This is a genomic window from Vibrio sp. WZ-1 (assembly GCF_052037695.1).
Classification (GTDB): domain Bacteria; phylum Pseudomonadota; class Gammaproteobacteria; order Enterobacterales; family Vibrionaceae; genus Vibrio.
This window is the reverse complement of sequence record NZ_JBQEQR010000081.1, coordinates 274803-294928: the sequence shown is the minus strand read 5'-3', so window position 1 is coordinate 294928 and position 20126 is coordinate 274803. Positions and strand designations below refer to the sequence as shown.

The window sequence follows — 20126 nt, the reverse complement described above, 5'->3', positions numbered from 1 at the left end:
ATATTTTTATATCGAATGGCCAACGAATAATTTTTGTATAAGCAATTGTTCTTTTTAACAAAGATTAGGTGGGATGTTAAATGCAATTGCTGGTGGATGAGATCCAAAGGACAAGATATATACAACAAAAAAGGGACACACTTTTCAGCATGTCCCTTCTCTTTATTTTGGGGAGGATGAGACCTCGATTTTAAATCGCCAAAGGCATTTCGTTGGAATGGTCGTGCTTGCGATTAACCCAACGTAGACCAAGCATGGCGATGATCGACATTGCCATCATCAAACAACCAAGTGGCATTTGGTCTTGTGCTGGGAAGAAAGAAGCTAATAGCGTTGCGATGCCTGCGCCTAGGTTCTGCATGCCACCCAAAATCGCACCGCCCGTACCTGCATGGTATGGGAATGGTGAAAGTGCACCAGTTGTTGCTGCTGGGAACAAAATGCCAGCGCCCAAGAAGTAAATGGTTGCACCACCAATAAGGGTCAATGCCGTTGTTAGACCAAACAGACCTGGAATTAGCACGACTGCAGAGCCAACTAAGATAGCCACTAGTCCTACATTCAGAGCTCGGCGCTCAGAGCGACGTTGTGCAATGTAGCTCGATAGGCCTGCGCCCACTAAGTAACCCGGAATTGGTAATACAAACAGCAAGCTCACAGTAGTTGCTGGCAAACCAAGTACACCACCCAGTAGTACACCTGCCGCCGCTTCAAATACCGCGACACCAGCGAAGGTTGCAACCAATACTAATAAAAAGCCTTGGAAGCGTTTGTCTGACAGTACGAACTTGTAGCTCTTCGCAACAGATTCATGTTTACGACGCTCTTTTGGCAATGTTTCCATCATGCTTGTCATCATGGTGATCACCACCGCGATACCAAATAGTGCAAGGAACAAGTAGCTAGAACGCCAGCCGAAAGCTTCTGTTAGGTAACCGCCAAGTACTGGCGCAATCAATGGTGAGAAAATCACGCACATGCTGATCAAGCTGTTTGCTCGGTGTAGCTCTGCGCCTTCAAAGCAGTCACGAGTCAATGTACGAGACATCGCACCACCACAGCCGATACCCAAACCTTGGATAAAGCTACCTGCTAGGAACCATTCATATTCATGAGCGAACAGCGCCACCAAGGTACCAAGAATGTAGATGATCAAACCGACGACAATAATAGGTTTACGACCAAGGCGATCAGAAAGCGTACCATATACAAATTGCGATAAACCATAAGGGATCAGGTAACAAGCCATCACAGCTTGAAGTGAAGACGCTGATACCAAGAACTCACCCGCCATATGACCGATAGAAGGCACGTACATCGTTTGGGTCATTTGACCTACGGCAGTCAGAATTGCGATTAAAAAGGTAAGTTTCGCTAATGGAAACGAGGCGGACATTTGCGTATCTCTCCAAAAATTTAAGACGTAAAAAGCCTCAGCGCTCCATAATAGGAGAGCCAAATAAACAAAGTGATTAGGGGTTCTAGGCGCGAGATATTAGAGCCTGAGTGCCGACTTAGCAATCAAAAAGTGTGAAGTTGAGCAAGATAAAAATCTATGATTTGGATTAGAAAAACTAATCTATTTTTTATTGGGAGTAGAACACGAAAAAGGGAGCCGAAGCTCCCTTTGAAATACCGTGATGACTTTGAACAAACTTACGTTATTCGCGACCTGACGCGTAGGCGTAAAGAAGTTCAAGTGCGATGGTCGCACCAGCCAATGCTGTTACATCGCTGTGGTCGTAAGGAGGAGAGACTTCCACCACATCCATACCCACGATGTTCATGCCAGCGAAACCACGAATGATCTTCAGAATTTTATCTGAGTTCAAGCCGCCACAAACAGGCGTACCTGTACCTGGTGCAAACGCAGGATCCAGACAGTCGATGTCAAAAGTGACATACACTGGCTTATCCGCAACCGTACGACGAATCTCTGCCAGAATCTCTTCCACTGACATGTCGTTCGCTTGCATCGCGTTGATGACATTGAAGCCGTGATCTTGTTGCTCATATTCAGTACGAATACCAATTTGAACTGAGTTCTTTGCAGAAATCAGACCTTCTTTTGGCGCATGGTAGAACATAGTACCGTGGTCGTAAGAACTGCCGTTCGCGTAAGTGTCCGTGTGCGCATCGAAGTGAATCAGTGCCATTTGACCATGGTGTTTTGCGTAAGCTCGTAGGATTGGTAGCGTGATGAAGTGGTCACCACCCAAGCCTAGCATTGTCTTACCACTCTTTAGAATCTCACTTGTTGCCGCTTCTAGGCGGTAAGTGAAATCTTCAGCATCGCCACAATCGAACACAAGGTCACCTGCGTCGATTACTTTCAGTTTGTCGAATACGTTGAAGTCCCAAGGGAACTTCTTACCTTCCCACGCTAAGTTTACTGATGCGCGGCGGATGGCATCTGGACCCATTCGAGCGCCAGGGCGACCAGAAGTCGCCATGTCCAGAGGAACCCCGAGCACTACAACGTCTGCGTCTGCCGATACTGGGTTTTTGATGTACGGTCGACGTAAAAACGACATAGAGTTGGAGTAAAGCGAATAATCGGTTTTAGTAAACAAATCATTCATATCAGAAGTCCTCTAAATAGGTGTAGCCAGCCAAACCTTGTTCTAGTTCAGCTAGGATTTGTTCTTGTTCACTGGCTTCAACGCGTGCCGAAACCAATTGTTTGTAATTGTCACGAATCGCATCTACGTCGATATGAACGTAGCGCATCATGTCTTCTACGCTATCACCTTCGTTGATGTAGCTGATCTCAAATTGACCGTCTTCATCAACATTGACTACTGCACTGTGGGTATCACCAAATAGGTTGTGCATGTCACCAAGGATCTCTTGGTATGCGCCTACGAGGAAGAAGCCCATTAGGTACGGTTTGTCGTTGCTCCATGCTGGTACTGGTAGTGTGCTCTCAATGCCTTGGCCATCAACGTAATGGTCAATTGCGCCATCGGAGTCACAAGTGATGTCCAACATCACCGCACGACGCTCTTCCACATCACCAAGACCAGAAAGTGGCAGAACAGGGAATACCTGATCAATACCCCATGCATCTGGCAGGGATTGGAAAAGAGAGAAGTTCACGAAGAACTTATCCGCAAGACGTTCGCTCAACTCATCCAAAATTGGACGATGGAAACGGTTCTTGGTACTCATTTGGCGGCTTAGCTCGAAGTAAATACGTAGTGACAGTTGCTCTGCCCACGCACGTTGTTCAAGGTTCAGTACGCCTGTAGCGAATTGCGAGTGTACCTCTGCTAAATCGCTTTGGGTATCATTGTAAATTTCAATTAATGCACGCGCATCGGTACCATTCTGCAAGTTTTCCCAGCTACGCCACATGTTTTGTAGCAAGATTGGGGCATCTTCAGCTGGTTCGAATACTTCTTCCGGTTGATACGTTTCAGTACCAATGACGTTAGAAATCAATACCGCGTGGTGTGCAGTCAAAGAACGACCTGATTCGGAGATGATCACTGGCATCGGTTGCTCGTATTGCTGACATACATCGCCTACTGTATTTACGATGTTGCGCGCGTATTCTGCAAGACCGTAGTTCATCGAGTTCGACGATTGACTGCGTGTGCCGTCATAGTCTACTGCTAAACCACCGCCTACATCGAAGTAATCAATGTTTGCACCCATGGCACGTAGTTCACAGTAGAAACGTGCTGACTCATTCACACCATTACGTACATCACGGATGTTTGCCATCTGTGAGCCTAGGTGGAAGTGAACCAATTGCATGGTATCCAGTTTGTCTTCACGCTTGAGTCGTTCAATCACGCTCAATACTTGTGATGCAGATAGACCGAATTTCGATTTCTCACCGCCGCTTGCTTGCCATTTCCCTGCACCTTGAGATGCAAGACGGATACGCAAACCAAGGCGAGGGGTTACGCCTAAGCTTTTCGCTTCTTCAAGTACCAGATCAAGCTCAGATAGCTTCTCTAGTACGATAAATACTTTGTGACCTAGCTTTTCACCGATCAATGCAAGACGCACGTATTCACGGTCTTTGTAGCCATTACACACGATCACGGAGCTGCCTTGTTGAGCCAATGCCAATACGGCCAATAACTCTGGCTTACTGCCTGCTTCAAGGCCCAGCTGTTTGTTTTCTAGCTGTGCTTGGCTCGCTAAGATTTCATCAACCACTTCACGCTGTTGGTTTACTTTAATTGGGTATACCAGCAGGTATTTGTTTGGATATTGGTATTCTTCAATTGCTTGGTTGAAAGCTTGGCAAATGCCATGCACGCGCTGGTGCACGATTTGCGGGAAGCGCACTAATACAGGCAGATTCAACTGCTTAGCTTCTAGCTCATTAACAATCGCACTGAAAGGGATTTGGTGTGCACGGTCACTACGAGGAGATACGTATACCTCGCCTTGGTCATCAATTCCGTAGAAGCCTTGGCTCCAGTAGTGAACGTTGTAGTCCGCGCGGATGCGGTCTAATTTAGTTGCTTTTTCCAACTCGATTCTCACAAAAATGTATTTAAGCCCTCATAGGAAGTAGAGGAGAAAATACAAAAAAGCAAATCATGAGGCGCTAACCTCATACCCTGACACGAACTCCGTGTGCGCGCATTAACGGATAAAACCCCACTAGTGTCTAATGATTAAAATTTGTTCTTTCGATTAATAATCGTTGTTGAGTTGTGGTGTAAACATTTATTTAACAGAGTGTCCACTCTGCTGTTATAGTTGGTCTGACCAGTAAGGATTTGGTCGAAGAAAAAAAAGAATTAAGACTCAACAAAACAAGGATATGTTTTGCAGCTGCATAGAATTCAGGGATACATCCAAACCATGTATCTTGCCGAGTATCCAGACAAATTAATGTTGCTTGATGGCGCAAGTCGAGCAGACATTCCTCACCTCAAAGATTTTATTGAGCATCAGCTTAATCGCTCGTTCACTGACCTAAAACTGGTCGTCGTCACCCACATGCACCCGGACCACGCTGGTGCAGCGCACAAGTTACGAGAGCTAACTGGTTGTCAGCTTCTGGCAGCAAAACGAGACACGCATTGGTATGGTGGTTTTGATGGTTGGTTGATGCATCTTACGGATTTGATTTTGGCGCGTTGGATGGCGAACCGAATGCGTAAACCTAAGCGGAATCTATGGTATTCGCGGAAACTAAGACCGGATATTGAGCTGGTGGATGGAGACGCCGTCCCCGGATTTGCTGATTGGCAAATTTTGGAAACCCCCGGACATACTGATAGAGATTTGTCGGTTTATCATGCCGATCAAGATGTACTTTATGTCGCGGACTTAATGGTGCAGGTGAAAAGCCATTTGATTGCGCCGTTTCCTATCTTTCATCCCAATAAGTATCGCAGTTCGTTAAAGCGCGTTTTTGAGATGAATCCGAGTTGTTTGTTGGCGGCTCATGGCGGTGAAGTTGAGTTCGATGAAGATGCTTATCAACACATCATCAATACTGCACCGGTTAGACCGATTACGCACTGGCGAGTGACGAAGATAAAACTGAAAGGATTAATGCGTTCTGTACTGAGAAGTAAGAATGTGAAAAAGGAGAGGGATAAAAAGGAAAAGGATAGCTAGAAGAGCCAGATGAGCGACCACGGAGTTCGCTCACCTGAAGCTACGGGGATTATGGAGCCAATAAGTGAGATTGGCTCGGGTCTACCAGAACTTTGTCTGCCATACCCTGACGACCTAGCAACATCATGTAGGTCATCTTTTCACGGTTAGTCAGCGTGATGTCGATAGGCCACTCTTGGTCGCCCATGCGCAGCATCGTCGTGATCACGCAGCGGTGTTCGAAGGTCCCGTTTGATGATTTCACTTTGCGGTTCGCCTTCAGTGGAGCTTTACAGCGAACCACTTGCTCTAAGTGGTAAACATCTGGGTGTAGATCGAATTCTACGTATGACTGACCGTCTTGCTCTGTGCACTCTAGGTTATCTACGTGCAGAGAAGAAGTCTGTGCGCCTGTATCAATACGCGCTTCAAGGTGAGTAATCCCTAACTCAGGTAAGCAAATTGCTTCGGCGTTCCCAATGATCATTTTCTGATTCATAGTGTCATCCTAGCGATGAGTGATAAAGAGAGCCCAGTTTATAGGCTCTCACTCAAACAATTATCAGCCTTTACCGCGAGTACGGTTAGCGTTTGGTTTTGCGTTCTTCTCGATGAAGTCGAAGATCATGCCCGCAACGTCTTTTTCTGTTGCAGTTTCGATGCCTTCAAGACCTGGAGAAGAGTTCACTTCCATCACAACAGGACCGTTCTTCGATTGAAGAATATCAACGCCACATAGGTTTAGCCCCATTACTTTTGCTGCGTTGATCGCGGTTGCGCGCTCTTCTTTGGTTAGTTTCACTAGCTCAGCAGAACCACCACGGTGAAGGTTAGAACGGAACTCACCTTCTTTAGCTTGACGCTTCATTGCTGCGATAACTTTGTTACCGACAACGAAGCAGCGGATATCAGCACCGTTTGCTTCTTCAATGAACTCTTGCACCATGATGTTCGCTTTTAGACCCATGAATGCTTCGATAACGCTTTCTGCCGCTTTAGTTGTTTCTGCAAGTACAACGCCGATACCTTGAGTACCTTCAAGTAGCTTGATAACCAAAGGTGCGCCACCAACGTTTTTGATCACGTCCTGAATGTTGTCAGGGTGGTGTGCAAAACCTGTGCGAGGTAGACCAATGCCTTTACGTGATAGCAGCTGCATAGAGCGTAGCTTGTCACGAGAACGGCTGATTGCTACTGACTCGTTTACACAGAATGTACCCATCATTTCAAACTGGCGTACAACTGCCGTACCGTAGAAAGTGATGGATGCACCGATACGAGGAATAACCGCGTCATACTTTGGCAATTCTTCACCCATGTAACGAATCTTAGGGTTGTTGCTCGTAATATCCATATAACAGTGCAGAGTGTCGATAACATCAACTTGATGTCCACGCTCTTCACCCGCCTGTTTTAGGCGCATAGTTGAATACAGATTCTCATTACGAGAAAGAATAGCAATACGCATGGCAATTCCTTAGTAAGTCAGTACCAAATTAAAAATGTAATTATAGAGTATAGTGAGTGGGTTTAATTGATGTGACAGAATCCACTCTCTTCAGCGACTTAGAATTGTGGTTGGACAACCACGTCGTCAGAGGTGCGCACCTTAGGGCGTTTTCTCATGAGATGAAAACGAAAAAATATCGTCGATACGACAAAAATAATTTATCGAACTCTCGCGCCTTGCTGTGTGCGACTGTCAAGGGTGAGAAAAAGAAAACTGAGTCATAAATTCATCATTTTTCGATGTGATAAAACTGAAAAAATGTCTATTTGGTCGCTTTCTTTTATTTGTTTTGACAGAGGCCCAAGAAGAGTCCAGCCGTTTGGGTGGCTATTCTGATTGAAAGGCAGTACCACCAATCACATCCAATAACACGTGTTTGATGGTTTGATAGCGCAGTGGCAAAGCGCGGCTTCGTTTTCTCACTAAGAACAAGTCCTCATATACTGGCTGCTTTAACTCGGCCACGTATAGTTCTTCTCGTAATGAAAAGGTTTCCACTGCACTACGCGGCAAAACGGTGAATCCAAGCCCTTTACTCACTGGCAATAAGATCTGGCTTAACTGATTGACGTAACCTGATAGTGGCATGTCGCTGACTTTTATTTCTTTCAACAAAGGCTCGGTGCATTGGTCAAACAATAAGGTCATGTAATGTTCGGCATCTGGATGCCCTATTACACCGCAGTTTTTCAACAGTTCTGGTGTCAGTGTTTTCCCTTGGTAGGATTTAGGCAAGATCAAACATAATGCCTCTCGGCCTATCTGTTCACTTTGGAACACGCTTTTATTTGGTGAGTAGGTCACGATACCCATATCAATACGCCCCTCAGCAACACCATTAAGGATGGATTGATTAGGCGCCGCTTCTAGGTGAATCGATAAGTCTTTATGCTGCTTTTGCTTTTCAAGCAGCGGATCAAACAGCATTAAGGCAAGCGCCCCAGAGCATGCGAGCTTGCAGTATCCAGCATGTGGGTCGTCAAAGCTTAAATCTTCTAGTAGGCTTTTCTCTTTTTCTTCTCGCTCTAACGCGTAGGCATATACCATGCGGCCTTGCTCGGTGAGTTCGAAGCTTTTGTTCTCGCGTTTAATTAAGGGATGCTGACAAGCTTGTTCCAACTTTTTGATGTGTTGGCTGACACCGGGTTGTGTCATATAGAGCTTTTCAGCCGTCTGAGTAAAGTGACCGACTTCGACAAGGGTTTTAAACGTATGTAACCAAACTGGATTCAGCATAGGGTATCGTCTGCTAGAGAAATTGCTGAAATAATAGCATGATGCATAGCTGAGCGCAGAGGTGCAGATAAATGACAGGCAAAATAAAACCCCGCCTGGTTTCCCAGACGGGGCTTATTCTTTTTCGCAGCAATCCGGCTACTAATAGGTGCTCCCTGCATCTATCCTTGATTGTGGCTAAGTCCTTTAACCGAGTTCCTTGTTCATCGCCTTCCTAGCGGTGTCCATTCTTGCCTATCATCCTGACGGGCGGACTCTATCCTAGAGCTTAACTACATCCTTGCTGATAACTCATCCTAAGCTACCAAATCTTCATCCTGAAGATACCCAATCCTTTAGGTTTTTTTCCTGTTCCCGCCAACATCCTGTCGACACATTTAGTATTGTTGTTTTGCTGATTACTCTCAATAAGCTAGGTAAAAAAATTTTGGCAGTGAATATGACTTAAAAATAAATAAATGTTAACTTTCAATGCTTTATGTTTATTATTTGGTTTGTTCTTAGTCAAAAATGGTCGTTTTACTTACATCGCTTGTGAGAGATCTCGCACAAGGTTCCGAGCGAATGTACGAATCGCTGTCTTTTTCGCCTTTTCTAAGAGTTTGCTCAAGATCACAACTCGAGTTGTAGCCATAAGATTTAGCGATCGTTTTGGATGAAATACCCATCTCTTTTACTGCAAGTATTGCCCGTTCATCGCGAGTTTTCTGCATGATCCGGCATAGCTTGGTTTTGAAGTTACTCATAACAGCTCCTTTAGTTAGCGTCTTTATGAGGCAAGAATAAGGAGCGAGACGAGGCTAAGTTGATAGTATGCCGCTTAATATCAATACTATTGAGGCGTAATGAAGAATCGACCTGCATTACTGATACTATTTACGCGTAGAGCAATATTATCTAGTAGGGTGATGAATGGCGTACATTGAAAAAATACCTCAGAGGCCAGGCTTTTCTTGGCGTTATCGTCGAATTGATGAGTCAACAAAGCAGTCTGACTTACACTTTCATGATGATGTGTATGAGTTGGTTATTCATCGCCATTTTCATGGAGAGTTAAATGTCGGCCATTGCGAGATGGATATCGAACATAATCAGATGTTGTTGATTGCCCCTGGTGTTCCGCATTCTTTTTGCTCTACGTCTTCGAAAGACAATTGTGAGACTCACGTGGTTTGGTTCAAGCGTGAGTGGATTTCCAATCTCATGTTTTATTGCACGGAGCTACGTAAACTGGACCCGTTATTAAAAGCGGCCAATAAAGGTGTGGTCTTTTCTGAGGGAACGGCCCAACAAGTGGTGGACTTGATGCATGAGCTGATGAAAGTTCCTGCAATCGAACAACTTGCTCGTTTTATTCACGTTCTCTCTTTGCTTGCTCATGATGAAGCCGCAAAAACACTGATGACGCATTCTTACCTCTCGCTGAGTGAACATGAGCAACAAGAAAGAGAGCGGGTTGCTAAGGTCAATGCGTACCTTGAGCAGCACTTTGCTCGTAAAATAACCCTTGCCGACTTAGCGAACGATTTATCGCTTAGTGAAAGTGCCGTGACTCGATTATTTCAAAAGCACTTTAAAGAACCCTTTAGCCAGCGCTTGATGAAGCTGCGTATTAATCACGCAGCGGACTTACTGCAATCGACAGAGTTACCGATTGGGATAGTGTTTGAACGAGTAGGGTATCGAAACCAAGCCTTATTTAATCGCCATTTCAAGACTTATAAAGGGCTTACTCCGAGAGATTACCGCCAACACTATCAGCAGCGGATTCAGCCTTAGCCAGAGTTAATAAGCATTATAACTGAGCTCTGAACGGGAATTAATGTGCAACTGGTATATTACTTGCTAGGTTATTCAAGAATCATTATTAAGATTCAATGACAGATGAAATAGGGAACTTGATTGCCATTAATTTGTCATATTCAGTGGATAGGTTAACCCTTGCCATACGATAAAACACAGTCGAACTGTTCAAAAATTGACTGCAACACGGCATGTTTTGTCATTATGTTGTGAAATCAATCACGGTTAATTTGTCCATTCCCCGATAGATTGAAGGGGAAAACAACCTTAGACAATAAGCTCATGATGAGCGCTACCTATATAGATGAGGGAGATTACTATGAAAAAGATGAGAAGAGCACAGTTGCATCGTGTACGTATTCAATATTGGAAAGACACAAAAACTGACGCTGCTAAAAAAGCATAGTTAACCACACTCGTGACAATGAGCTGGCAATGGACGGATGACCCTCCATAGAATGCCAGCTCTAAAATTATCTAGTACGCTAACTCTTTCCAAATACCAAAGTTTCCTAATACCCCAAAAACTATCCGCTTTCCAAGCCTTGGTGCATTTAGCACAAAATCATTGCCCAAAACGCAAAAAAGCCAGTCCGAAGACCAGCTTTCTCAATTATTTGCTCAATTATTTGTATTACGGAATGGCTCTGTAATTACAGGTAGTTTGCGTCAACCAATTCGCCAGCTTTTGCGCTGCTAACTTCTGGACGAGCTTGTAGCCAAGCCAAAACTTGTGCTTTTTGTTCTTCAGTCGCGCTTTCGTAACGCCCAGTTGAACATAGGAAGCCTTCAAACAGTTCAAGACCACCGCCGCCGAAACAAAGGTTTAGGCCATCAATGTAGTCGATAAACTCATCAACGAATGCATCGTAACGGTCGAAGTCGTTAATGTCTGTTTCACAGCTGATTTCAAAACCTAGGATAGCGAATTCGCCTAGGAATAGCTTTTTACGCAGACGACGATTTTTGTTATCGATTTTATCTAGTTTCATGATTATCTCTCGTGGATGATTTAAATGTTCTTAAGTAACCTCGCCCTTTAGGGGGATTTTGAAGTTACTTGAGTATAAACCTTATACCCCCAAATCTAGCTTAGCCCAAGCAAAATCGGGATTAGGTAGAATAGATGATGATCTTATAACATTTCCGAAACGCAAACTTCATAAAGATAGACTAAATCTGTCACTTTTATCTTCCAAAATTCCCCTCGCTTTACAAACCTATAATTCAACCTAACACTGGGAAAGCAACACCATGAGTAAGGAAACCTTCGACGCGAAGCGTTACAACCAGAGTAATAACAAGCCTTTTGAAGAAGTACTGGAAGCGAGCCTCTCTCGACGCAGTATCCTGAAAGGTGGTTTAGGTATTAGTGCAATGACCGCTTTTGGTGCATTTGGTTTATCTGGGTGCAACTCGTCTAGCTCGGGTACTTCTGCCGGGAATGGCTCTGGCGTTTCAAGTGCAGTCCTCAATTTTGATTCGATACCAGGTTCTCTGACGGATGCAGTTTCGATTCCGCAAGGTTATATCGCACAGGTATTAGTGCCTTGGGGGACGCCGCTAAACGCACAAGGTAATGCCTGGAAAGATGATGGTAGTAACACGAGTACTGATCAGCTGAATGCGCTGGGTATGCACCACGATGGCATGCACTTTTTCTCACTAAATGACAGTGATACTGATGGATTGTTGTGTATTAACCACGAGTACATTGATACTTCGGCATTGCATCCAAGTGGTCCAACCGTTGTGGGCGGTGTGCGCACTATCGTCGACGAAGTTCGTAAAGAAATTAACGCACATGGTGTTTCTGTGGTTCGCGTTCAACTTGAAGACAACATGTGGAAGCTGGTGGATACTGACCCACTAAACCGCCGTTACACCGGTGCTACGGTTATGGACTTATCTGGTCCTGTGGCAAATACAGAATTGGCCGTGACTCGCTTCTCTCAAGATGGCAGCCAAGCACGTGGCACACTGAACAACTGTGGTAATGGTTTCTCGCCTTGGGGCACGTACTTAACGTGTGAAGAGAACTGGCCGGGTTACTTCGTCAACGCAGGTGTTCGCACTGAAGAGCAAGATCGTATTGGTGTGGATGATGAACGCACTCGCTATTTATGGGAAACGTTGGCGGGCAACACTGAGGAGCGTTTAGACGAGTTCACACGATTCAATGTAGAACCAACTGGCGCAAGTGCATTGGACGATTACCGTAATGAAGCGAACGGCCATGGTTACATCGTTGAGATCGACCCTTACACGCAAAACTCACGAGCGAAGAAGCGTACGGCACTGGGTCGCTTCCGTCATGAAGGTTGTACATTCGGCAAGCTTGAAGAAGGCAAACCAGTGGTATTTTACTCTGGCCACGATTCTCGTTTTGAGTACCTATACAAATTTGAGTCAGCGGCAGCGTGGGATCCAGCAGATGCTAATCCAGTGAACCGTTTAGCAACGGGCGATAAGTACATGGATGAAGGTACTCTTTATGTGGCACGCTTCAACGAAGACAGCTCTGGTACTTGGTTGCCACTGACACTAGATAGCGCAACCGTCTCTGGTGGTACGTTAGCTGATAGCTTCAATTCTCTAGCAGAAATCATCCTGAATACCGCGGGTGCAGCTGACCTTGTTGGTGCGACGCCAATGGATCGTCCTGAGTGGTGTACCGTTGACCCGTTCACAGGTTCGGTTTATCTAACGCTAACGAACAACACCAAGCGTACAGACGAAACTAACCCAGCAAACCCACGTCTGAACAACAAGTTTGGTCATGTAATTCGCTGGGACGAAGGCGAAGTAGCAACAGACTTCACGTGGGATATCTTCGTATTTGGTTCTCCAGCAAATGGTGATGCGGACACTAACCGTTCGAGCTTGACAGAGCTTAACCAGTTTGCGAGCCCAGACGGTTTGGCGTTTGATCCTCGCGGCATCCTTTGGATTCAAACGGATAATGGTGCAGATGAAGTGACGTCCTACACCAATGATCAAATGCTTGCTGTCGTGCCATCAAAACTGACAGATGAAAACGGCACGCAAGAGGTGATTGGTGCGGAGAACCAAGCGGAACTGAAGCGTTTCTTTGTTGGTCCTAACGGCTGTGAAGTGACTGGCTTTACCATCAGCCCAGATTACAAATCGCTGTTCGTGAACATTCAGCATCCGGGTAACTGGCCATACAGCGATAATGCTGCGGAAGAGACTCCAGCGGGGATGTCGATTCGTCCACGTGCCGCAACGGTGGTTATTCGCCGTGAAGACGGTGGTGAAATTGGTGTTTAACCAATAGGTCATATGACTGAAAATCGGGAATAAGAAAAGCCCTGTGTTTACAGGGCTTTGTTATTTCTGATGAGTTGCTTACTAAGGCTAGCTTTTTAGAGATCCGCCAGCAGTACGAATCACATCTTGATACCAGAAGAAGCTCTTTTTACGTTTACGTTCTAACGTGCCTTGGCCATCATTGTGGCGATCAACGTAGATGTAACCGTAACGCTTGCTCATTTCAGCAGTTGAGTTCGCGACCAAATCGATTGGTCCCCAGCTAGTAAAGCCCATCAACTCAACACCATCAAGAATCGCTTCGTGTGCTTGCACAAGATGGTCGTTCAGGTAAGCGATGCGGTAATCATCTTGAATCTGACCGTTTTCATCGATTTCATCACGCGCACCTAAGCCGTTTTCTACGACGAACAGCGGTTTTTGGTAGCGATCATGCAAGAAGTTAAGCAGAACGCGCAGGCCTTTCGGATCAATTAACCAGCCCCATTGGCTCTTTTCAAGATATGGGTTTGGTACGCTATCGACGATGTTACCCACTTCTTTCTGTTTCGGATCCGCACTTGCACAGCCACTTGCGTAGTAGCTGAATGAGATGAAATCGACACTTGCCGATGCGATCTCTTCTAAGTCGCCTGCTTCCATCTCGATTTCAATGCCGTTTTCACGGAAATAACGCTTCATGTAGCCTGGGTACTGACCACGAGTTTGTACATCACCGAAGAACAACCACTTGTTGTTTTCATGCATCGCAGCAAGCACGTCATCAGGGTTACAGGTGTACGGGTAGTTGATTGCGCCAAGCAGCATATTACCAATCTTGCCGTTTGGTACGATTTGCTGACACAGTTTTACCGCTTTCGCATTTGCGACTAGCTGGTGGTGAATCGCTTGATAAATCTCTTGTTCGTTAGCGTCTTCTTGCAAGCCGACACCAGTAAATGGCGCATGCAGAGACATATTGATTTCGTTGAACGTTAACCATAGCTTCACTTTGTCTTTGTAGCGTTCAAGCACGGTGCGAGCATAACGTTCGAAGAACTCGATCACGCGACGATCGCCCCAACCGCCGTAGTTTTCAACCAGTGCGTAAGGCATTTCGTAGTGAGATAAGGTCACGAAAGGTTGGATATCGTGCTTCGCTAGCTCATCAAAAATTTTATCGTAGAACGCCAAACCTTCTTCGTTCGGTTCTAGCTCGTCACCATTCGGGAAGATGCGGCTCCACGCCAAAGACAGGCGTAGACAGTTAAATCCCATCTCTTTGAACAGCGCAATGTCTTCTGGGTAGCGATTGTAGAAGTCAATTGCCAGGTCTTTGATACCCGGCGTACGCTCTTCACGGGTTTGATGCGGACTCAAAATACCGTTTGGCAGCATGTCTGATGTCGATAACCCTTTACCCCCAAGGTTGTACGACCCTTCTACTTGGTTTGCAGCAATAGCACCGCCCCAAAGAAAATGTTCAGGAAACTTAATCATGTTTCTCACTCTTTATTGTTTTGAAATGTATGTTTTCTGTATTTGAGAATAGTGTAGGTCAAAGAGGGGTTCTGATATTGAGATCGTGTTTTTCTCAAACGACGGGGATGTCTAGTTCTAATGATGGATTTGTAATCGATACAAAATCATTCTGATTTGAACAATAAGGTGAAAGTCAGCCCTTCTTGAGCATTTCTACGTACTGTAATGTAGCCACCCATATCGCGCATATTGTTGGCGGTGATCGCTAATCCCAGACCTAACCCTTCACCAATTTTCTTTGAGGTTTGGAACGGTTCGAACATTGATTCGAGCATTTCGTCTGATGCGCCACAGCCATTATCGCTTATGACAAGTTCAATATGACTTTCGGTTGGATTGACGATCAAACTCAGCTGCGGATTTGCAGTTTGGCTCATTGCGTCCAATGCATTTGATACAAGGTTACCAAGTATCTGTAGTAGTCGTTGTTCTTCTCCCATGATGTTGGGCAAGTCATGAGGAACACGCACACGTACATCAACGTTCTTTAATTGAGATTGATAGACTCGTAGGGTTTCTTCCAAAGCGGTTGTGAGGGAAATCGCTTGTAGTCTTTCGGGTTTGTTGTAAGCAAATGTCTTTAGCTGACTGGTCATGCTTGCCATGCGATCAATCAGTTTCTGTACTAAGACATTATTGGCTTTCATCATCTCGGTTTCACCGCGTTCCGCTAACAGCTCATTCGTTGTGAGCAGAGTACGCAGGCCCGTCAATGGTTGATTGAGTTCATGAGTGATGGCGCTCGACATGCGACCCAAGGCGGCCATTTTGCTCGATTCAATCAACTGGCTTTGCGCTTCTTTTAGTGCTTGGGTTCTCTCTTCTACGCGCTGTGCTAGTTCTTGGTTGACCTGTTGCAGAGATTGCTCGGCTTTTTTTCGCTTACTGATGTCGATGATCGTCGCAAGGAAATACTGCTCGCCATGCCAAGGGAAACTGGTCAGTGAGAACAGGACAGGGAAGACGCTACCGTCACTGCGTCTGGCAATGGTTTCGACGGTGCTGATCTCTGTGAGCTCTTTATGTTTAGGCAAGTCTTTGAGTAACTTAAGTGTGGTGGAATTGGGATTGCCTGCGTCGAATAACTCCCAAGCAAAAGCGTGTCGATTGACGCTTTCTGGTAAACAGAACAAACGTTTCGCCATTGGGTTGAGATCGAACAGTTGTCCTTGTTCATCAATCAATAGCAAACCAACGTGGGTCTTATTGATCATCTGTTTCAAGCGGCGTTGGGACTCTTCCAACAGGGCTTGAATTCGTTGTTGGTTGATGTACTTTTGGCGACGTTGTAGACCAATGATGACGAGTAATACAACCAATAAGAGCAGCGCTGCTACGCTCCAACCAATCACGTTGATGGTTTGTTGAATCGGCTTAGAAGGGGTGAGGTAGCTTACGTACCAATTCAAATCATCCAGTTTAACGGTGTGCGCAAAATAACGTTGTTGGTTGAGCGTCCACACACTGATATTGGTGTTGTCGTATAAGCGCTGAGTTTCTAACTGAACGGTGTTGCTCGGTTCGTTAAACCAGTCAGCGTTATAAAGCGAGCTGCTCGATAGGAAAAAACGTTGCTGGCGATTTTGCAACGTAATGATGTCTTGGCTAGTAATGGTCTGTTCGGTCAACAGGCTGAGGTTGATTTGCACCACCACAATGCCTGCAATATCTAGACCGTCGTAGATAGGGGCTGCAAGATAATACAATGGGCTCGAACCTTTGGTTTTGTTCACCAAGGAAACGCCGCCGCCTTGATTGTGAATTTGTTCCACAATGGCTTTTCGGTCAGACAGGCTAAAACGCTCTTCGATCAAACTTGATACCAATACTTCACCAGAGTTAGACAGAATTAACCACCCTTCTGTATTGGCAGCCTTGTCGAGTTGAGTCAGTTGGGTTTGCAACGGTTCGTAATAAGTTCGGCTTCCTTTCACAAACGCGATGGTTTCTGGATTGTTGGTAACGAGGTAAGGCAGATGGTAGAAGCGTTTAAGTGCACGACGAACTTCACCAATATAGTCGAGCAGTTTTTGTGGAGCTTCGGTTTGAGTTTGTACGCTCAACCACTGACGAGCCACTTCTCTACTGGCGCTATAGCAAGACAACATCAGCACCGCCGCAATTGCGACCACAAGCCATGTTTTGCCATTCCTTTTGCGCTGCATACTGACTCCATTCAGCTAGTGCGTTCTCACCGAGAGTCATTAAAGAGTGCGCCTAACTGTTTGGATGTTAAAGACTTGTAAGCAAGAAGTGAGATCTAGCTCCTTTTCTCCTCAGTGGTTTTTGCTACCGTTAACAAAGAGCGATTTCTTTTTCACCTTATGGCAGTAACGTATGGCTTTTAACGACTCCCCTAAAATTGCACTTATCGAAGACGATGACATTGTTCGTCAGGCTACCAGTCAGTGGCTGCAACTGGCGGGGTTTGATGTGACCGCGTTCAGTTTGGGGGAGGAGGGCAAAGCCGCCATTCTTAGCCAAGAATTTGATGCGATTGTCAGTGATGTTCGCCTGCCAGACACCGATGGTTTGTCGATACTAGAAAGCCTGATTGCCAATCACATTCCAACGCCGATTATCTTGATCACCGGACATGGTGACGTTGATATGGCGGTAGGCGCGTTACAAAACGGTGCGTTCGATTTTATCGAGAAACCTTTTCAACCTGAGCGCTTATCCCAACGAGTGACCGAAGCGGTAGAGAGCTATCGCGCACAAACGTCTACTCAAGATCGCCAAGAGTACCTATCTAGCGTTAGTGGCTTAGAAGAAGTGTTGATTGGGCGAAGCCGAGTGATGCAACAGCTTAGAGAACAAGTTGCCAAGTTAGCACGCATTGATACTAACGTGATTATTTACGGTGAAACAGGTTGTGGTAAAGAGCTGGTAGCGACCAGTTTGCACAATGAAAGCCAACGCAGAACCCATCATTTTGTGCCAATCAACTGTGGTGCTATTCCTGAGAACCTGTTTGAAAGTGAGCTGTTTGGGCATGAAGCAGGGGCCTTTACCGGAGCGGGTAAAAAGCGCATTGGTAAATTGGAATACGCGGATAAAGGCACCTTATTCTTTGATGAAATCGAGAGTATGCCGCTGTCGATGCAGGTGAAAGTGTTGCGTTCATTACAGGAACATACGGTAGAACGCGTTGGGGGTAATCAGCAGATTTCAGTTGATTTGAGAGTGATCGCCGCCGCGAAAGAAGATCTCAATGATCATGATGAGTTTCGTCAGGATTTGTACTATCGACTCAATGTGGCGCAGATCTATTTGCCACCATTACGTGAGCGAGAAGAAGACGCGTTGATCTTGTTCGAACACTTTGCCCTGAAAAGTAATCCTGAGAGCCGCCCACTGAGTGAAGCCGATAGAAAAGCCATTCTTGCTTACGCTTGGCCCGGTAACGTGCGTGAGCTAAGGAATGTCGCGATGCGTTTTGCACTGGATGAAACCGTCTCCGTAATGGAAATTCTCTCCAGTCGACCATCTTCTACAACCGAAGAGACACAAGCAGGCGTTCCGTTGGCGATTCAGCTACACAACTTTGAACGAAAGGTACTACACGATTCCTTAGTTCGACACCAAGGACGAATTACGGATGTGATGGTCGAGCTAGATTTACCGCGCCGAACCCTCAACCAAAAGATGCAGAAGTTTGGCCTAAATCGCTCTGATTATACATAGAAAAAACGGCTTCTGAGGAAGCCGTTTTTTGTTGAGATATTTTTTGTTGAGGTATTCGCCAATCTAGGCTTGGTTTACCAGTTCAGTGTGTTGCTGGCTTGCCTTGCGGGTAAAGACGACACCCACAACCACCATGACAATCGTCGGAACAATCCAGCTTGCAAAGTAGTGGTACAGCGGCATGTTGCTGTCTAACCATTGGTTTGCCGCTTCTGGCATGTAACCTAGGATGTGCAGCGCATCAATACAACCAAACGTTAGAGCAGTGAACGCCGTCGCGACGACCATGATTTGCGACATCTTGTTGCGCACCGGTGCCATGATCATCAACGCAATCGCTACTGGGTGAAGCGCCACAACCGCTGGCAATGTGATAGCCAATAGTTGCTCTAGACCTACGTTAGCGATTAAACCTGCCAATACCATGGTCGTGATAACGCAGCCTTTGTAGTTCACTTTGCTGAAAGTGTTGTCGTAGAACTCACTGCCTGCGGTGGTTACGCCGATAGCAGTAGTCAAACACGCTAATACCATCACGGCACCTAGTAATAGTGAGCCAAATGCGCCGAAGTGGCTGAAGGTGAATGCCGTTAAAATGTCGCCGCCATTACTGAACTCAGAACCCAAGTATGAGCTTGTCGAACCAATGTAAGCCAATGAGATGTAAACAAATGCCATGGCAACTGCGTACATCAAAGCTGCGATTAGCGTGTATTTTGCGGTGGCCTTCGGACAATCCACACCCATGCTGCGAATCGCGCGGAAGATAATCCAACCAAAACCGATAGAACCTAGCGCATCCATCGTCATGTAGCCTTGGGTCAAGCCTTCAGCAAATGCACCAGATACGTATGGTCCTGTTGCGGTAGTTAGCTCACCTGCAGGAGAAACCAAAGCAGTCACAGACATGATGATCAAGATTGCCATCAAGGCAGGCGTTAAGATCTTACCTAGGTTGTCGACCAATTTGCCCGGGTATAGCGCAAACAAGATAGTGATAACACAGAAAGCAATTGTGAAAGGCACCAAAGCGGCATCACCAAACATTGGTGCAAAGCTAAATTGGTAAGCGACGGTAATCGCACGTGGTATTACGAACGCAGGACCAATCACGATAAATACCATTACCCAAAAACTGGTCGCCAAAGGTTTAGGTAGGGCAGCGGTTAATTTATCTGAACCGTTTACGACAGCCACCATCACCAGTGCCATTGCAGGCAGACCTACGCCCGTTAAGAGGAAGCCAGACATCCCGCTCAGAAAGTTTTCACCTGCTTGGTAACCCAAAAATGGAGGGAAGATCAGGTTACCCGCGCCTAAGTACATGGCGAAAGTCATGAAGCCCAAAGCGGCGATATTGCGTGCGCTTAACATTATTATTCCTCTTATGTTTCGCTTGGAAGAAACTGAAAGGAATGGGAGGAGTATGTGGTGTTCCCGTCAGCTTCTTCTCAAGCTGACAGAAAGTTAAGATATAGCCTGTCAGCTCTGAATCAGTTCCAGA

The 20126-nt window shown here is 45.8% G+C and carries 15 protein-coding genes; 4 read left to right on the top strand and 11 right to left on the bottom strand.

Features of this window, described 5'->3' with window-relative positions; translation table 11 throughout:
• Window positions 1-190: 190 nt before the first annotated feature.
• The 3 genes from emrD to speA all read right to left on the bottom strand — a co-directional run bounded on the left by emrD (window position 191) and on the right by speA (window position 4494).
• A complete protein-coding gene (gene emrD, locus ACTS60_RS19395) occupies window positions 191-1396 on the bottom strand; it encodes a multidrug efflux MFS transporter EmrD (protein WP_440889580.1) in 1206 nt (401 codons plus the stop codon).
• A 265-nt stretch (window positions 1397-1661) separates the two neighbouring features.
• Complete coding sequence (gene speB, locus ACTS60_RS19390) at window positions 1662-2582, bottom strand: agmatinase (protein WP_010453266.1); 921 nt, start codon at window positions 2580-2582, stop codon at window positions 1662-1664.
• A gap of 1 nt (window position 2583) precedes the next feature.
• Window positions 2584-4494 carry an arginine decarboxylase gene (gene speA / locus ACTS60_RS19385; protein WP_440889579.1) on the bottom strand — a complete coding sequence of 637 codons (1911 nt, stop codon included), beginning with the start codon at window positions 4492-4494 and terminating at the stop codon, window positions 2584-2586.
• Window positions 4495-4830: 336 nt separating this feature from the next.
• Here speA and ACTS60_RS19380 point away from each other — a divergent pair, with 336 nt between their 5' ends.
• Window positions 4831-5595 carry an MBL fold metallo-hydrolase gene (locus ACTS60_RS19380; RefSeq protein WP_172622613.1) on the top strand — a complete coding sequence of 255 codons (765 nt, stop codon included), beginning with the start codon at window positions 4831-4833 and terminating at the stop codon, window positions 5593-5595.
• 49 nt (window positions 5596-5644) lie between these two features.
• Here ACTS60_RS19380 and ACTS60_RS19375 read toward each other — a convergent pair whose 3' ends face one another.
• The 4 genes from ACTS60_RS19375 to ACTS60_RS19360 form a co-directional block, all read right to left on the bottom strand.
• Window positions 5645-6073, bottom strand: coding sequence for an ATP-dependent zinc protease family protein (locus ACTS60_RS19375; protein ID WP_005432588.1), 429 nt, complete (start codon window positions 6071-6073; stop codon window positions 5645-5647).
• A 63-nt stretch (window positions 6074-6136) separates the two neighbouring features.
• Window positions 6137-7042, bottom strand: a complete 906-nt coding sequence (rimK, locus tag ACTS60_RS19370; RefSeq protein ID WP_010453259.1) for a 30S ribosomal protein S6--L-glutamate ligase — start codon at window positions 7040-7042, stop codon at window positions 6137-6139.
• Between the two features lie 369 nt (window positions 7043-7411).
• Entirely contained in the window at window positions 7412-8320 is a 909-nt protein-coding gene (locus tag ACTS60_RS19365) for a LysR family transcriptional regulator (RefSeq protein WP_440889578.1), read from the bottom strand.
• A gap of 500 nt (window positions 8321-8820) precedes the next feature.
• Window positions 8821-9066 carry a hypothetical protein gene (locus ACTS60_RS19360; protein WP_440889577.1) on the bottom strand — a complete coding sequence of 82 codons (246 nt, stop codon included), beginning with the start codon at window positions 9064-9066 and terminating at the stop codon, window positions 8821-8823.
• A 166-nt stretch (window positions 9067-9232) separates the two neighbouring features.
• Between ACTS60_RS19360 and ACTS60_RS19355 the strand changes: the two genes are divergently transcribed.
• Window positions 9233-10099 carry a helix-turn-helix domain-containing protein gene (locus ACTS60_RS19355; protein ID WP_440889576.1) on the top strand — a complete coding sequence of 289 codons (867 nt, stop codon included), beginning with the start codon at window positions 9233-9235 and terminating at the stop codon, window positions 10097-10099.
• Between the two features lie 677 nt (window positions 10100-10776).
• Here ACTS60_RS19355 and ACTS60_RS19350 read toward each other — a convergent pair.
• Window positions 10777-11115 (bottom strand): YggL family protein, encoded by a 339-nt coding sequence (locus ACTS60_RS19350; protein WP_010453251.1) that lies wholly within the window; start codon window positions 11113-11115, stop codon window positions 10777-10779.
• A gap of 262 nt (window positions 11116-11377) precedes the next feature.
• Between ACTS60_RS19350 and ACTS60_RS19345 the strand changes: the two genes are divergently transcribed.
• Window positions 11378-13414 (top strand): PhoX family protein, encoded by a 2037-nt coding sequence (locus ACTS60_RS19345; protein WP_440889575.1) that lies wholly within the window; start codon window positions 11378-11380, stop codon window positions 13412-13414.
• An 87-nt stretch (window positions 13415-13501) separates the two neighbouring features.
• Here ACTS60_RS19345 and ACTS60_RS19340 read toward each other — a convergent pair whose 3' ends face one another.
• Entirely contained in the window at window positions 13502-14893 is a 1392-nt protein-coding gene (locus ACTS60_RS19340; RefSeq protein WP_171305565.1) for a glycoside hydrolase family 1 protein, read from the bottom strand.
• Window positions 14894-15039: 146 nt separating this feature from the next.
• On the bottom strand, window positions 15040-17100 hold the full coding sequence (locus ACTS60_RS19335) for a sensor histidine kinase (RefSeq protein ID WP_440889574.1): 2061 nt from the start codon (window positions 17098-17100) through the stop codon (window positions 15040-15042).
• A gap of 172 nt (window positions 17101-17272) precedes the next feature.
• Between ACTS60_RS19335 and ACTS60_RS19330 the strand changes: the two genes are divergently transcribed.
• On the top strand, window positions 17273-18622 hold the full coding sequence (locus ACTS60_RS19330) for a sigma-54-dependent transcriptional regulator (protein WP_409575973.1): 1350 nt from the start codon (window positions 17273-17275) through the stop codon (window positions 18620-18622).
• A gap of 63 nt (window positions 18623-18685) precedes the next feature.
• Here the strand turns inward: ACTS60_RS19330 and brnQ are convergent, their stop codons facing one another.
• Window positions 18686-19996 (bottom strand): branched-chain amino acid transport system II carrier protein, encoded by a 1311-nt coding sequence (gene brnQ / locus ACTS60_RS19325; protein ID WP_440889573.1) that lies wholly within the window; start codon window positions 19994-19996, stop codon window positions 18686-18688.
• Between the last annotated feature and the right edge of the window lie 130 nt (window positions 19997-20126).